Genomic DNA, 14,541 nt, shown 5'->3' on the forward strand with positions numbered 1-14,541 from the left:
CACAGCATTGCAGGACCTGTCATGACATCGACCACTGAACATTCAACGACTCCGGACACCCTCGATAGCCTGTTGGGCATTGCACCCGACAGCCCGCTGCACGCGGTTCGTCATGCGCGGGACAAGGTGGCCCTGGCAACCCAGGGCAGTCAGGACTTGTTTTTCGACCCGGCACTGGCGCACAACCTGTCACTGAGCGAACGCCTTTGGGTGGCGTATTACGCAACGCTGCTGAGCGCGCAGCCGACTCTGAGCGGGTATTACCTGTCGCAGTTGCAGACGGCAGGCGCCGAGGCAAATGTGCTGGCCGATGTGGACGCCAGCCGAATCGATCTGCTGGAAGACCCACGTCTGGCGGCGATCCTGCGCTTCACGCGGACCTTGATCGAGTCTCCGGTACACGGCGATCAAAGCGCGTTGCAGGCGCTGCAACATCAGGGCCTGAGCACCGCTGAAATCGTAGTGCTGGCACAACTGATCGCATTCCTGTCCTATCAAGTGCGTCTGGCCGCAGGGCTGGATGCGTTAAAGTCTGCCGGAGCAGCCTGATGAGCGAACTGATTGAAATTGAAGGTTTCACCAATCAGGTACTGGGCTGGAAAGCCTGGCTGCCCACCGTGGACCTCGACAGCGCAAGCGCCGAGCAGGTCGCTGTGCTTGAAGAAAGCCACCCGCAGGCCAAGACCTCGGATTACTACCTGACCTTGGCACATCACCCTGACATCCTTCGTCAGCGCTCACAGGCGTTCAACGCGATCATGTACGCACCGGGTGGCCTGTCGCGCGCCGAGCGGGAGCTGGCGAGCACTGTCGTGTCGCGGATCAACCGCTGCGTGTACTGCGCGTCAGTGCACGCGCAACGCTTCGAACAACTGGCCAAGCGCAATGATGTTATCGCGCAGGTATTTGCCGACCCCCATACGGCAGGTACGACCGCGCGTGAAAAAGCCATCGTGCAGTTCGCCATCGACCTGACGCTCGAACCGGCCTCGCTCAACGCCGGGCATATCCAGGCGCTGTACGAGCAGGGGCTGGACGATACACAGGTGCTGGACCTGATTCACGCCATCTCGATATTCGCCTGGGCGAACCGGCTGATGCTCAATCTGGGAGAACCAGTGTTTCCAGAGGTTTAAAGACTGCGGTGTTCTCAATCGCTGCGGCGCTTCAGTAATGGCCGGGGCGAAGTCTGGCCCGGTCGTTGCAAGTTCGCTGTACTAGTGGATAAGCGACCTGGTCACGATTGAGGTAATGGAATGCTGATAGCGCACATTTCTGACACGCATGTACGACCCAGAGGGCTACTCTATCAAGGCGTTGTCGATTCGAATGCAATGCTGGCGGCTGCCGTCGAAACGATAAACGCCCTGGATCCGGCGCCTGATCTGATCCTGTTCAGCGGTGATCTGGTGGACGAGGGGCGACCCGAGGAGTACGCAATGGCCCGAGAGCTGCTGCAGCCGCTGCGCCAGAGGCTTTTGATGATACCGGGCAACCATGATCATCGGCAGAACCTGCGTAGTGCCTTCCCGGAGCACGATTACTTCATCAATGAGGAAAACTGCAGCTTCGTCGACTCGGGTTCCGCGCCGATGCGCATCATCGGGCTGGATATCAGCGTGCCCGACCAGCACCACGGCGACATGACCGATACCGCCACCCAATGGCTGGATCGTACACTGGCGCTGGAGCCTGACAAACCGACGTTGATCATGATGCATCAGCCGCCGTTTTCAAGTGGCATTCACTGCATCGACGCCTATCGCTGTGAAAGGGGCGAGCGGCTGGCCGAGGTGGTCTCCAGATACCCGGCTGTCGAGCGAATCGTCTGCGGTCATATTCATCGTTTCATGCAGCTGCGCTTTGGCGGCACGCTGATGTGCACGGCCCCGAGCACGACGACGGCCATTGCCTTGCAACTGCGCCCGGATGCTGCCGACGCTTCCTATGTCGAGCCTCCCGCGCTGTTGCTGCACCACTGGAAGGCCGACACCGGCCTTATTACCCACTGGGTGCCGATAGGCCGATTTGAAGGACCGTTCTCCTTCGCCTGAGCCGCCGCATCAGCCTGGCAGCCAAGCGCCGTCAGGCCACTTGGTCGTTAATGAGATTGAACAGAATGACGGCCGCAATCAATCACCGGTAGCGCAATGCCTCCAGCAAAAGGGCAAATGCGGGTGATGCCTGGCGTCTGCTCGGGTAGTAGAGGTGGAGGCCGGCAAAGGTCGGTGACCAGTCTTCCAGCACCTGAATCAGGCGTCCGGCTTCGATATGCTGGGCGACAAGGTCATGCGGGATGTAACTCAGGCCGAAGCCATCGAGTGCAGCATCCAGCAGTGGATAGACCCCGTTGAACGTGACCTGACCGGTGACACGCACGTTCAGGCTCTCACCATCCTTGGCGAACTCCCAGGCGTACAGCCCGCCGTTGGTAGGCAGTCGCAGATTATTGCAACGATGGGCTGTAAGGTCTCTGGGCGTCTCGGGTTTCGTGCGGCCTTCGAAGTAGGCTGGAGAGCCGACTACCGACAGACGCATGTCCGGGCCTATGCGGGTGGCGATCATTCCGTCTGCTACGGCTTCACCCAGCCGCACCCCCGCATCAAACCCCTCGGCGGCGATGTCGACGAAGCTGTAGTCGCAATACACTTCAACACTGATGTCAGGGTACTTGGGCAGAAAGGTGTTGAGCACTGGCCGGATGATGAGGTCCAGTGAGTGATCCATCGCGTTGATACGGATCTTGCCGGCAGGGGTGTCGCGCAAGTCGCTCAGTCCTGCCAGCTCGATTTCAATTTCATCGAAGTGCGGGCCGACTTTCTGGATCAGGCGTTCGCCAGCCTCCGTGGGCGATACGCTACGCGTCGTACGTGTCAGCAGACGCAGGCCAAGGCGCGCTTCCAGGCTGCGAACGGTATGACTCAATGCTGATTGTGAAACACCCAGTTTGGCAGCTGCCTTGGTAAAGCTTCGCTCTTTAGCGACTGCGAGGAAGGCAAGCAGATCGGCGGCGTTTTCCCGAAGCATTGATGAGTCCTGTCGATAAGTATTTTCGAATTGTAGTGGATAGTCGCAATAGTTCTCGGTGGGTAGATTGGAGCACTCTCCAATAACGCTTAAGGATTTGCCATGATTGTCATCAATTCCAGCGGCTCACAGCCATCAGCCAGCGGCCCGGCCGATTACTTCACCGGCACAGTGCGTGTTGATGCGCCATTCAAGGGGTCGCAAGACGCCAGAATCAGCGGTGCTACCGTCACCTTCGAACCTGGCGCACGCACGGCCTGGCATACCCATCCCTTGGGGCAGACGCTGATTGTCACAGCAGGCGCGGGGCTGGTGCAGGAAAAAGGCCAGCCGGTTCGTATGATCAAGCCCGGCGATACTGTGTGGATCGCGCCCAACGTCAAGCATTGGCATGGCGCAACCGCAACGACGGCCATGACCCACATCGCCATTGCTGAGGTGCTGGAAGGCTGGATGGAGCAGGTCTCGGATGTCGACTACCACGCCGCCAATAACGGCGAGTAACCATGCCGGGGCCAGGTCGCCATATCAATACGAGGCCCGAATCGCCTTCGGCGATCACTTCGCCAACGGTCTGCCCGCGCTGACACCGCGGGCGATGGCTTGCCCTGTGGAGCCTGCACCGATGACCAAGATAATTTTTTCGGGTTTCGCATGAACAGTTTCTCGGTAAAACTCGAGCGAATCCGCATGTGCAAATCCGCCTCGTGATGACCGGATTACCTTATAGGCCTGTCATTTCGTCAACAATAGAGCGTGATCGGATAGGCTCATGAATTCAGCTCATGAGTAAACATTGAAGAGGACGTCCATACAATCAGGCATCAGTATTTCTGCTTGAGCCTCGACCACATCAGCGAGGCAAGCGAGCGGGATGCCATGAGCTGTTCCTCGGCTCGAACTGCAGAGGGCAGGGCATGCCACGGTATGCTGGCGGTTCGGTGGTGCTGCAAGTGCAGGTTGATGTGGTAGGGCCAGATGAAAAATCGTCCCAGCCAGCCGACGCGCCAGGCGTATGTCCAATCTTCCCAGCCAGGCGTGACGCCGGGGCCGCCGCTGTGCTCGGCCATGCTGCGAATTTTCTGTAGCAGGGTGCCGACCGTTATCAGGGGCAGAAACCACAGCATCGCCACCAAACCGAACGTTTGCGCCGAGCATTGCCAGATGAGCGCGGCGACAATCACCAGCCAGACCAGCGCTGCCGAAATCAGCGGGCGGGTGATCGCTGGCGGCGCGCCTCCTGCGGCCTTGTAGGCGGCAATATTGCGCAGCGTATTGATCAGCAGCAAGTCGCCCAGCAGTTGTCTGGCCAGCAGCTTCGTGGTTAACGGCCGGAAATGCCAAGGCTGGCGGTAATAGAGAAAGCGTCGTTCCGGGTCCTGTTCGGTACCCGCGTGCTGGTGATGGTCCAGGTGCAGGGGGCGGTAGAATTCGATCGGCACCAGGCCCGGGACACCGATAGCCAGGTTGATCAGGAAGTCATTGGTACTGCGCTGTCGAGTCAGGTGGTAATGGGTCGCATCGTGATACAGAACGAACAACGCGTGCTGCCTTGCTGCCACGACGAGCACAGCCAGCAGATAAAAGCGCCAGTCTGCGAGGTAAATCGCGACACGAATCGTGACCAGTATGCACAGCCATTCGAGCAGCAGTGCCGATAGAGTGCGCATGTCCACCGCACAGTGCCTGAGGACCAGAGTCGTGATACCGCAGGCCACGCCAATGACCAAGCCTGAGACCATGTCGGTGAAGACATGCTGCCCGGTGGTCATCACCGTCAGCATGAGCACTGCACTCCAGAGGACAAATACCCAGGCCGATCGCAGCCGCAACCCGCCCATGACCATGCTGATTGCAACAGGTAACGCCACATGCCCGCTGGGTGAGGCCGCCAGTGGCGCATCGAGCCGGTACAGCCTGTCGAGCCACGCGGAACCGGTTTCAGGACGCAGGATCATGGTCGGCCAGAACAGGTGGCTGACCAGGCACAGCCCGGCGGCCAGGGCACCAGCGAAAAACACCGGCAACAGCCATGATGACTGGCGCCCCATGTACACAAGCACTGGCATCACCAGCGTATAGCTGAGATACAGCGGCAGCGTGAACGGCAGCAAGGGCATATGAGCGTCGACAATGCCAGGCTCGACGAGTCTTACAGCGCCCATTGGAACGTGTGTGACTAGAAAGTACAGCAGGCCGGTGACCAGCAGGTAGGCCAACAGCCACGTGACGGGACGATCAGTGCTGGACGTGGCGCAGTGATGAGGATACATGGGTGCGAAGCCTGGTTCATTCGATACGTGCGCAAGCGAACACCCGGACAGGCCAGACTATGCGCAGCGATGTTTTCAGAAGAATCGGGACATTGTGCCGAGAGACTGGTTGCCCTTGGCGGCCCGGCGATTCAGAATCCGGTCATTGTGTTTCCATACATCGAAGGCCTCCATGAGTTTGTGCGCGACCGCCGTTGGGCGCCCCGATTTACGATCGGTCGATATCGATCGGATGTTCGAGATTTATTCTGCCTGCTATCAGGATACCTGCCGGGTTCGATTCGAGCAGGATCTGGATGACAAAACGCATTGTGTCGTTTTGCGTGACACCCATGACACGATCATGGGCTTCACGACGCTGAAACTGTTTGAAATGAGCTGGGACAACCAGCCCTGCAAATTCGTCTTTTCCGGAGACACTATCATCACCCCTGAACACTGGGGCAGCCAACAACTCGCCTTCGCCTGGTCACGACTGGTGGGCGACCTGTGGCGTCAGTCTCCCGATGTCCCCCTGTACTGGTTTCTGATCTGCAAGGGGCATCGAACCTATCGCTATCTGCGGGCAATGGTACTGGATTACGCACCGCGTGCGGGTCATTCGACAGCGCCTCGTGTTCAGGCCCTGATGGATCACCTGGCACATGCGCGTTTTGGCGATGCCTACGACCCGGCCACCGGCGTGCTGTCATTCAAGTCACCGCAGGGGCGCCTCAGCGCGGAGCTTGCACTGATCTCGGAAAATCACGCGAAGCTGCCGGAAGTCGAGTACTTCCTGCAAAAGAACCCTGGTTACGCCGAGGGCGACGAACTGGTTTGCCTGTGTCGTCTTGACCCCGAAAACCTGCGACCGCTGGCTCGACGGCTGTTTGTGAGCGAGCAGTATTCGACGTGCTGATTCGTCGGGCCGGTGCGGCGGACAATTCGCAACTTCTCGACTTTCAACGGCGGCACACGATGCGCGGGAGCATGCCGCTGCGTTTTGATCGTAGCCCGGACTATTTCGCCCTGCATCGCTGTCATGCCGACGATCAGCGCACCTGGATCGCAGAAGGTCCGGAGGGCGAGCTGCGCGGCTCGGCCAGTCTGGTGGTACGTGATGGTTACCTGCACGGTGGTGTCGAGCCGGTCGCGTATCTGGGCGATCTCCGACTGACGCCCGATCGCAGGTTGTCCCGGTCATGGATGGCTGAGGTAGAGGCGCGTCTGGCGGATCTTTCCCGTGAAACAGGCGCACAGCATGCCTATTGCTGCATCATCCGCAATAACGCTCTGGCAACCCAGTCACTGTTGGGAAGACGACGAGCAAACCCGCTGAAACTCGCACACTGGCGTGGCTACAGTAATGTCTCAGTGTACGGCCAGCGTGGCTTGAGTAGCGTTCCCCGTACGAGCGCCAAGGTGAGGGTGGTACGGGCAGCTCCCCGGTATCTGGATGCGCTGAGGGCGTTTCTCGATAGCGAGTCATCCCGACAATCGTTCGGCTGTGTGTTCACCGAGGCGGAATTTGAGCGCAGGCTCAGCCAGTGGCCGGATTTCGGCATTGACTCGTTTCTGCTGGCTGTCGATGACCGCGACAACCTGCTTGGCTGCGTCGCGCCTTGGGACGCCGGGAAGATAAAACGTATCGTCGTCGAACAGATGCCCCTGACGCAGCAGTTACTGCGCCTTGGCTACAATGCGCTCGCCCCTCTGGCAGGCCGACCGGGTATCGCCGCGCCTGGCCAGGCACTGCGGGATATCTACCTGACCCACCTGCAGGTTCGCCAGCGTGACCCCGAGGTATTTTGCGCACTGATGGATATTGCCTGGAAGCAGGTACGCAACGACTACTCGCTGATGCAATTATGCCTGTACGATCAGGACCCGCTGTGGAAGGCAATGCATCGGTATCACGCCTTTTCCTTGCCGATGGACCTTTACACGGCACCCTGCGGTGGCCACGCAGCCGAGTTTACCGAGGCTTGTGCGGCGAGTATTCCGGGCTTCGAAATCTATCTGGTGTAGAGCCTTCTGGCGCACGTGTCTGGTGAAGGATGTCGAGCAATGTCCGCCAGAATCTCGCCGGGTCAAAGCCGGGGCCGCCCAGTATTGGCTGACCATGATCCAGGTCCGGCAGGCAGACCTGCGGGACGCCTGGCAATGCCAGGTGTTCCATGTAGAACTGACCGTCATGTGCATGCCCGGGACGCAATGCATTCAGGCGCTGATGATGAGTATCGAAATGTGAGCGCCGCGCAGCGGACCAACTGACGACATGCAGGCAGTGCAGCGTGTCGGGCAGGGCGGAGAGCATTTTGGCAACCTGTGGGTCGCGGCGGCTGCTGATGTCCCGGGTACCCGCAGCCAGCGGAGCGCTGTTGATCATCACTTGACGGAACCTGTCCATGCGATAGCCTCGGCCAGCGCCAGCGGCGCCGTGACCCAGCAGCGCATCGATGATCGGCGATGGCCCAGCGGGCGGCTGCACCAGAGCGATGCCGTCACAGGCGTCGAGCAGATGCTTGTTCTGTGACAGCGCTGCCAGTGTATCCAGGCCACCCTTGCTATGAGCCAGCACCACAAAACGCTGTCCTGGTTTGAGTCGGTTGCCGAGTAGGGTCGCGATGTGCCTGCCTTGCGCGATCACACCGCGAGAGGAACGCACCGGCATACGCAGGACATCGTGGCCCGCAGAGGTGAGGGACCGGGCGCAGGCGCGATTGCAGTAGAGGATGAATTCCGAGTAGAGACCTGCAACCAGCACGACCAGGGTGTCCTTTGGCAGAGCGGGCAAGGGCGCTTGCCAGCGCTGCAGGAACAGATCGGTCCAGTCCAGCTCCGCAGGATGACGCACGAACGCAGTAGCCGGGAAATGCCTTTGCCATTCCTCGAAGCCCTCGGGTTTCCAGATCGTCCTCATGCGAGCCGGCCCCGAAAGCTGCCTTCAGCGCTGTTCATCAAGTGCCTGGCGAGCGTTGTCGAGCAGTTCGCGTGTGTCGATTCGGTCAGGATGGAAGCCAGGCACGAACCAGAACAGCCCGGCAGGCACGATGCGCGAAAGCAGGCCGGGATTGACGAACAACCACCACTGCAGGCGCAGCCATTCGCGCCAGTTGCGGTGTTGCCGGTCCCCGCGCACGAGGTAATAGGTAAAGTAAGTAAGGTCGAAAGTGAAATACACCGAAAGGCTCGTCATCGCCACCCAACGAAGCAGGTAACGCCGTAGCGGGTTACGTTCCACTTTGCACAGCACGTCATAGGCGACCGCCTTGTGCTCGATCTCCTCCATTGCGTGCCAGCGCCACAGGCGCGCCATCGTCGGGTCGGCGCCTGCCATGAATGCCGGGTTTCGCAAAATCTGCTCGGACAGTATTGCGGTGATGTGTTCAAGGCTGGCCGTCAACGCCAGACGAAAGCTGGCCGGTAATCGCTCGCTTTCCTTTCTGCGTCGCAGCAGCATGCGTTCCAGTTTTTCGACCGGCGCGCCTTGTGCGCCCAGAAGCAGGTTATAGGCACGGTGTTCGCGGATGTGCGACGCCTCCTGATAGACGAAATCGTCGACGGCCTTATCCAGAGCGCTGCCTTTGTCGAGCTTGTGGCGAAAGTGCACCACACTCTCGATGAAGATTTTTTCCCCCTGAGGAAACATGAACGACAGACAATCGAAAAAGCGCGTGGTATGCGTCCGGCCGCCATGCCAGTAGCGCGGGATACTGTCATCGAAGGTGAAGCGTATTGATCGGTGCCTGATCGCCTGCGGGGAGAGCATGGCCGCCGAGCGCCTGGACAGGATGCGTTTGAAGAGCGACATGGGGCTCGGCTTACCGTGATATCAAGGTGCACAGTGTGCCAGACTCCGGCAGGCTTGAAACTGCCGAATAACCATACTGGCGCTAGGGCAGGTATACTTCCGTGCTTTCGAATGTGGTCATTCAGGCGCAGTTATATATGGATATTCACCCGGCACGCCGTTTCGACAAGGCCAACCTGGCTGTGCTGGCGCTGCAGACGCTGTTCTGGGGCACTACGCTTACCTGGCTGTCCAACACCGGCGCAGGTCCATGGAAATGGCTGATCCTGATTCCGTTCTGTCTGGTCATGCAGGGTGTGTTCTCGATGATGCACGAGGCATTTCACAGCCTTGCGCACAGCGACAAAACCGTCAATTACCTGATGATGTGGTGGGCCTCGACCCTGTTTGGGGCATCCGCGACGCTGATCCACATCAATCACCTCGGGCACCACTCACGCAACCGCACACGTGCCGAACTGGCCGATTTTGCGATGCCGGATGAATCGCTGCTGCGTAAACGTTTGGAATACTATTTTGCGGTGCTCGGTGGTATCTGGTTGGCGGCGTTCGTCGGCAGCCTGCTGCTGCCTTTGCTGCCGCCACGTATAGCTGATCGATGGTCGCAGAGCGGTGAGGTCAATACTTACGCCGCAGCATTCAGGGATTTCTCGATCAGCGACTTTCGGCGCATCCGTAAGGAAGTCATCATCGGCATTATCGTCTGGTTGACGTGTGCTTACCTGTTTGGCTGGTCTTGGGAAGTGGTTCTGATTGCCTATATCGCGTTCGGTTTTTCCTGGTCATCGCTGCAATGGGTCTATCACATGCGCACCCCGATAGATGTCGTGGAAGGTGCCTACAACATGCGCGCGCCGCGCATGGTCCGCTGGGCTTTCCTCAACTTCAATTACAACCTGACTCACCACCGCCATTCACAGATGCATTGGCAGCACATGCATGCGGCATCCAATCCAAAGGAAACCCGACCTCTGTGGTTCGGCTGGCTGCAGGTGTTCATGCCTCCGCAGCGACTGCCCGATGACCTGACCCAGCTCGACAAGACCTACTTTTGATGCTTGTGGGTGATGATGTGAAAAGGGCCTTGTGGCGCTCGTTCATGGGCAGTGCTAACGCCACGCTCGATCACTGGCAGCGTCTGTTCGAGCAGCCTGAGGAGTCTCAGCAGCGTTTACTGCTGCGTATGCTGTCGGCTAACCGTGACTGCGCCTTCGGCCAAGCCCATGATTTTGCCGGAATCCGCGATGCCGAAGAGTTTCGCAAGCGGGTGCCGCTACACAGCTATGCCCAATTGCAACCCTGGATCGAGCGTGCGCAGCATCAACAAGGGCCGATACTGACCGCCAGTGCGCCGTTATTCTTCGAGCGCAGCAGCGGCAATAGTGCACTGCAGAAACACATCCCTTATACGCAGGAATTCCTTGGCCAATTGCAGGCTTCCCTGACGGTATGGCTGGCCGATATGTACCGCCAGGTCCCGGAAATTAGCCATGGCAGCGGGTATTGGTCCATGTCGCCGCCCATGCAGCAGCCGGCAATGACGGCCAATGGCATACCGATCGGCAGTGTCAGCGATCTGCAATATCTGCAAGGCAGCGCAATCGCCGGGCTGGCCGGCACATTGCTGATTCCTGAACTGGCCAGCGACGTGGCGCACTGGCGCAGACAAACGCTGCTCGCCCTGATTGCAGATGCCGGGCTGAGCTTTATCAGCGTGTGGAGCCCGACGTTTCTGACCAGCCTGCTACAGCCACTGCTCGACACTGAATCGCCTAAAAGTCGGCAGATAGTTGCTTGGCTTGAAAAAAGGTTGCCGGCAAATCGCCAGAAAGCCTTGCGTCACGCCCTTACTCACGGAGTATTCACCGAGTTGTGGCCTGGTCTGGCGGCGGTAAGTTGCTGGATGGACGGGCCGAGTCGAGTATACGCCCAGCAACTGGCTTCGCTTTTCCCTCAGGCACGCTGGTTAGCCAAAGGATTGTTCGCGACCGAAGGCGTGGTCAGCCTCCCGTTTGGCGAAGGGGCTGGCTGCCCGTTGGCGATAGGCAGTCATTATCTGGAATTCATCGGGGACGACGGGCTGTCAAAAGAGGCTCACTCCCTGCGCATGGGTGAAACCGCGCAAGTGCTGCTGACTACCGGTGCAGGTCTTTACCGGTATGCATTGGGTGATCGGGTGCGCGTAGTCGGTAAGCTCGCCGGGACGCCGCGTGTGGAATTTGTCGGGCGTTGCGCAAGTGCCTGTGACCTGGTGGGCGAGAAGCTCGATGAGCAACTGGTCGAGCGAGCCCTTGCGCAATGCATAGACGTAGCCGACAGCGCATGCCTGATACCCGACTCCAGCAGTACACTGCCGCATTATGTGGTGCTGCTGTGTACCTCAACGACGACACTGGCAAGCATTTGCCGCAATGCGTTGGCCAACAATATTGAAATGGTCCTGCAGCGCTCCTTTCACTATGCACATGCGCGCACGCTGGGTCAGTTGGGCCCGGTGCGTCTGCGTTTTGTCTGTGGGGGGGCGCAAAAACTCGCAGAATTGCTGCAGCGCGCTGCGGAGTCGACGGGTATTCGTGCAGGCGACGTCAAGCCGCGTGCATTGATCAGCCGTCTGGACACGGCTGACGCGCTTCTTGCAATCACGGAAGAATCTGAATGCCCGCAACCTTGATCAGTGAAACCGATACCCGTGACGACGGCACGCGTGAGCAGTGGTATGTGGCGTGCACGCAGAAACAGTTGCGCAAAGGCAAGCCATACAGGGCCAGGATACTCGGCCTGAATATCGTTCTGTTTCGCCAGCGCGACGGGCAGCCCGCTGCATTGCTGGACCAGTGTGTGCACCGTGGCACAAGGCTGTCAGCTGGCAAAATCACCGATGATTGTCTGGTGTGCCCGTATCATGGCTGGCGCTATGACGCGAACGGTCAGGTGGTGCATATTCCCAGCGTAGACGCCAAGCAGGGCGCAGCGAAGTCGCCTGAGTATCGCTACCGACAGCGCCATTTTGCCGTCTGCGAACAGGATGGCCTGGTCTGGGTTTACACCGGCGCGCGCGATGCTCGCCAAACACCGATATTCCGGCTGCCTGCTTATGGCGAACGGCCGTGGCAATCCTATTTCATGATCAACACCTTCGACGCCGATGTCGGCAGTCTGGTGCAGAATTTTCTGGACGTGCCGCACACGGTGTTCGTTCACGAGGGTATTTTTCGCTCCAGCAGTGGTCGAGCCATGGAAGCGACGCTCTCCTGTAAGGCTCAGAGCATCGAGGTTGTCTATCACGACGAAGTCGACGAGATAGGGATGATGCAATGGCTGACCAACCCGGACGCCGAGCCGCTTGTGCATACGGATCGTTTTCTGGCGCCTAACGTGACGTTTTGTGATTACCTGTGGGGAGTGCGCTCAGGCTTCCTGATCGTGAGCCAGATCACGCCTGTCGATGATCGCCAGTCGCGCGTCTACACCTACATTGCCTATCGTTTTCCGATTCCAGCCTGGGTGCTGAGGATATTGCGTCCTTTTATCCATCTGTACACGCACATTGTGATTCAACAGGACGTCAGAATCATTCGGGCGCATCGCGAAGGGCTCGACAATGCGTCTGGTTTCAAGCCGTGCAATGTGCCTGCCGATGCAATCCATGTGGGCGTCGAGCAACTGCTTGCTGCGGTCCGGCGCGGCGAGGCGCTGCCGGAAGCACAGCGCCGCGAGCGGCGGATTCGATTCGAGCTTTGATAGTGCGGTGTTTTAACGGTCTTTCAGCCTCGGCTGCACTGAATCCGCCAGTTGCGTCAGTATCAGGCAGCACGACACCGCGCCTGCATCCAGCACGCCGAGCGAGCGTTCGCCGAGGCGACTCGCCCGGCCTATCTTCGCGATCAGATCGCGGGTGGAATCGCGCCCTTGTGATGCTGCGCTTTTCATTGCATCGAGCGCTGCACTGAATGATTCACCCCGGGCGTGGGCCTGCTCGAAGGCTTCGACGGCCGGAATCAGTGTATCCATCAGGCATTTATCGCCGACGCCGGCTTCGGTGATGTCCTGCAGTGAAGTGAGGCCGCCGCGCAGCAGTCTGGCGAAGGCAGCGGCGTCGATCTGCTCGCAGCCGCGTACCTGATCGGCCATGCCGATAAACAGGCTGCCATACAGCGGGCCCATGGATCCGCCGATGCCTTCCATCAGGCTCAGGGTCAGCTCATCCAGCGCCTCGGCGAGGCTCAATTGGCGGTCTTCGATGGTACGGCCGCAGTGGGCGAAGCCCTTGGCCATATTGATGCCATGGTCGCCGTCACCGATCGCGCCATCCACTTCGCTGAGGTATTCGCGGTTGGCGACGATCACGCTCACCAGGTCGGCAACGATGGCAGTGCCATGTTGGGTAGAGAATTGCTCGCTCATGGTTCACTCCGCCTGGGTCATGCCGATGGAACGGCAAGGGTGGTCGATCAGGGTTTTCAGTTCGGCGTCCAGGCCAAGCAGCGTCAGGGTTACCCCCATCATCTCCAGCGACGTGAAGTAATTGCCCACGTAGCAACGATGGATTTTCAAGCCCCGAGCCTTGAGCAGACGCTCCACTTCGGCGTAGAACACGTAGAGTTCCATTACCGGTGTTGCTCCGAGGCCTGAAACCAGCACGACTACGCTGTCGTCCACGCTGAAATCCCGGTCGGCCAGAATCGGCGCGAGCATGCGTTCTGCCATGGCCGCCGCAGACTCGATGTCGATGACTTCGATACCCGGTTCGCCATGGTGACCGATGCCCAGCTCCATTTTGCCGTCTGGGATCTGAAAGTTGGGTTTGCCGACCGCCGCGATTGTGCAGGGCGTCAGGCCGATACCGATGGATCGGCATTGATCCACGGCCTTTTGCGCGACACGGATCACACCGTCCAGATCGTAACCGTGCGCGGCCGCAGCGCCGCCGACCTTCCACATGAAAATTTCCCCGGCCACTCCGCGTCGCTTGGCGATATCGGCTTTCGGCGCCGAGGCCACATCGTCGTTGGCCACCACGGTGCGCACTTGCAGGTCTTTGCTGGCGGCCATTTTCATCGCCAGCTTCACGTTCATATTGTCGCCCGCGTAGTTGCCGTACAGGCAGGCGATGCCTGCACCGTGATCGGCCGCGCGAAAGGCGTCGAAAAAGCTCTTGGCAGTAGGCGAGGAAAAAATCTCGCCGACCGCTACCGCATCCACCAGCCCTGGACCGACATAGCCGAGAAAGGCCGGTTCATGACCCGAGCCGCCGCCGGTAACGATACCGACGCGCCCTTGCTCCGAAGGCCGGGTTTTGCTGATGACCCGTGGATTACCGTCACTTTGCGACAGTTCGGGGTGCGCTACCAGAATGCCGCGCAGCATGTCCTCGACCACCTGGTCCGGATCGTTTATCACTCGGTTCATAACGCGATTTCCTGTGTTCTTTTTATAAGGATCGGGCGG

General features: G+C 59.3%; 15 protein-coding genes. 9 read left to right on the top strand and 6 right to left on the bottom strand.

Translation table 11 applies throughout. The features are described from left to right. Window positions 1-21: 21 nt before the first annotated feature. From PI739_RS18890 to PI739_RS18900, 3 genes are all read left to right on the top strand, one after another. Window positions 22-549 (top strand): CMD domain-containing protein, encoded by a 528-nt coding sequence (locus PI739_RS18890; protein WP_072366590.1) that lies wholly within the window; start codon window positions 22-24, stop codon window positions 547-549. Continuing rightward, window positions 549-1,136 carry a peroxidase-related enzyme gene (locus PI739_RS18895; protein WP_096128020.1) on the top strand — a complete coding sequence of 196 codons (588 nt, stop codon included), beginning with the start codon at window positions 549-551 and terminating at the stop codon, window positions 1,134-1,136. The genes PI739_RS18890 and PI739_RS18895 overlap by 1 nt, the downstream gene beginning before the upstream one ends. A gap of 120 nt (window positions 1,137-1,256) precedes the next feature. Further along, on the top strand, window positions 1,257-2,054 hold the full coding sequence (locus PI739_RS18900) for a phosphodiesterase (protein WP_271352098.1): 798 nt from the start codon (window positions 1,257-1,259) through the stop codon (window positions 2,052-2,054). Window positions 2,055-2,136: 82 nt separating this feature from the next. On the opposite strand, the gene PI739_RS18905 is transcribed toward PI739_RS18900, so the two are convergent. Then, window positions 2,137-3,027 carry a LysR family transcriptional regulator gene (locus tag PI739_RS18905; RefSeq protein WP_054081437.1) on the bottom strand — a complete coding sequence of 297 codons (891 nt, stop codon included), beginning with the start codon at window positions 3,025-3,027 and terminating at the stop codon, window positions 2,137-2,139. Between the two features lie 102 nt (window positions 3,028-3,129). On the opposite strand from PI739_RS18905, the gene PI739_RS18910 reads away from it, so the two are divergent. Further along, complete coding sequence (locus PI739_RS18910; RefSeq protein WP_248688556.1) at window positions 3,130-3,531, top strand: (R)-mandelonitrile lyase; 402 nt, start codon at window positions 3,130-3,132, stop codon at window positions 3,529-3,531. 320 nt (window positions 3,532-3,851) lie between these two features. Here PI739_RS18910 and PI739_RS18915 read toward each other — a convergent pair whose 3' ends face one another. Continuing rightward, window positions 3,852-5,300 carry a fatty acid desaturase gene (locus PI739_RS18915; protein ID WP_003434029.1) on the bottom strand — a complete coding sequence of 483 codons (1,449 nt, stop codon included), beginning with the start codon at window positions 5,298-5,300 and terminating at the stop codon, window positions 3,852-3,854. Between the two features lie 232 nt (window positions 5,301-5,532). Here PI739_RS18915 and PI739_RS18920 point away from each other — a divergent pair, with 232 nt between their 5' ends. Together PI739_RS18920 and PI739_RS18925 are read left to right on the top strand one after the other, a co-directional pair. Further along, a complete protein-coding gene (locus PI739_RS18920; RefSeq protein ID WP_003434027.1) occupies window positions 5,533-6,198 on the top strand; it encodes a hypothetical protein in 666 nt (221 codons plus the stop codon). Beyond that, entirely contained in the window at window positions 6,192-7,307 is a 1,116-nt protein-coding gene (locus tag PI739_RS18925; RefSeq protein WP_003434026.1) for a hypothetical protein, read from the top strand. Before PI739_RS18920 ends, PI739_RS18925 begins: the two co-directional genes overlap by 7 nt. Here PI739_RS18925 and PI739_RS18930 read toward each other — a convergent pair. Both PI739_RS18930 and PI739_RS18935 read right to left on the bottom strand, forming a co-directional pair. Next, window positions 7,255-8,202, bottom strand: a complete 948-nt coding sequence (locus PI739_RS18930; protein ID WP_003434024.1) for a hypothetical protein — start codon at window positions 8,200-8,202, stop codon at window positions 7,255-7,257. The genes PI739_RS18925 and PI739_RS18930 overlap by 53 nt on opposite strands. A 24-nt stretch (window positions 8,203-8,226) precedes the next feature. Beyond that, window positions 8,227-9,093 carry a metal-dependent hydrolase gene (locus PI739_RS18935; protein ID WP_003434022.1) on the bottom strand — a complete coding sequence of 289 codons (867 nt, stop codon included), beginning with the start codon at window positions 9,091-9,093 and terminating at the stop codon, window positions 8,227-8,229. 137 nt (window positions 9,094-9,230) lie between these two features. Between PI739_RS18935 and PI739_RS18940 the strand changes: the two genes are divergently transcribed. Genes PI739_RS18940 through PI739_RS18950 form a run of 3 tightly spaced genes read left to right on the top strand, consistent with a single transcriptional unit; the run spans window position 9,231 to window position 12,834 of the window. After that, window positions 9,231-10,148 (top strand): fatty acid desaturase family protein, encoded by a 918-nt coding sequence (locus PI739_RS18940; protein ID WP_003434020.1) that lies wholly within the window; start codon window positions 9,231-9,233, stop codon window positions 10,146-10,148. Then, a complete protein-coding gene (locus PI739_RS18945) occupies window positions 10,148-11,764 on the top strand; it encodes a GH3 family acyl-acid amido synthetase (RefSeq protein WP_003434019.1) in 1,617 nt (538 codons plus the stop codon). The genes PI739_RS18940 and PI739_RS18945 overlap by 1 nt, the downstream gene beginning before the upstream one ends. Continuing rightward, complete coding sequence (locus PI739_RS18950) at window positions 11,749-12,834, top strand: Rieske 2Fe-2S domain-containing protein (protein ID WP_003434017.1); 1,086 nt, start codon at window positions 11,749-11,751, stop codon at window positions 12,832-12,834. The genes PI739_RS18945 and PI739_RS18950 overlap by 16 nt, the downstream gene beginning before the upstream one ends. A 12-nt stretch (window positions 12,835-12,846) precedes the next feature. On the opposite strand, the gene dhaL is transcribed toward PI739_RS18950, so the two are convergent. Beyond that, a complete protein-coding gene (dhaL, locus tag PI739_RS18955) occupies window positions 12,847-13,497 on the bottom strand; it encodes a dihydroxyacetone kinase subunit DhaL (protein ID WP_054081436.1) in 651 nt (216 codons plus the stop codon). Between the two features lie 3 nt (window positions 13,498-13,500). Next, window positions 13,501-14,502 carry a dihydroxyacetone kinase subunit DhaK gene (locus PI739_RS18960; RefSeq protein WP_010202455.1) on the bottom strand — a complete coding sequence of 334 codons (1,002 nt, stop codon included), beginning with the start codon at window positions 14,500-14,502 and terminating at the stop codon, window positions 13,501-13,503. Window positions 14,503-14,541 lie beyond the last annotated feature (39 nt).

Source organism: Pseudomonas cerasi, assembly GCF_027983475.1.
Taxonomy (GTDB): domain Bacteria; phylum Pseudomonadota; class Gammaproteobacteria; order Pseudomonadales; family Pseudomonadaceae; genus Aquipseudomonas; species Aquipseudomonas cerasi.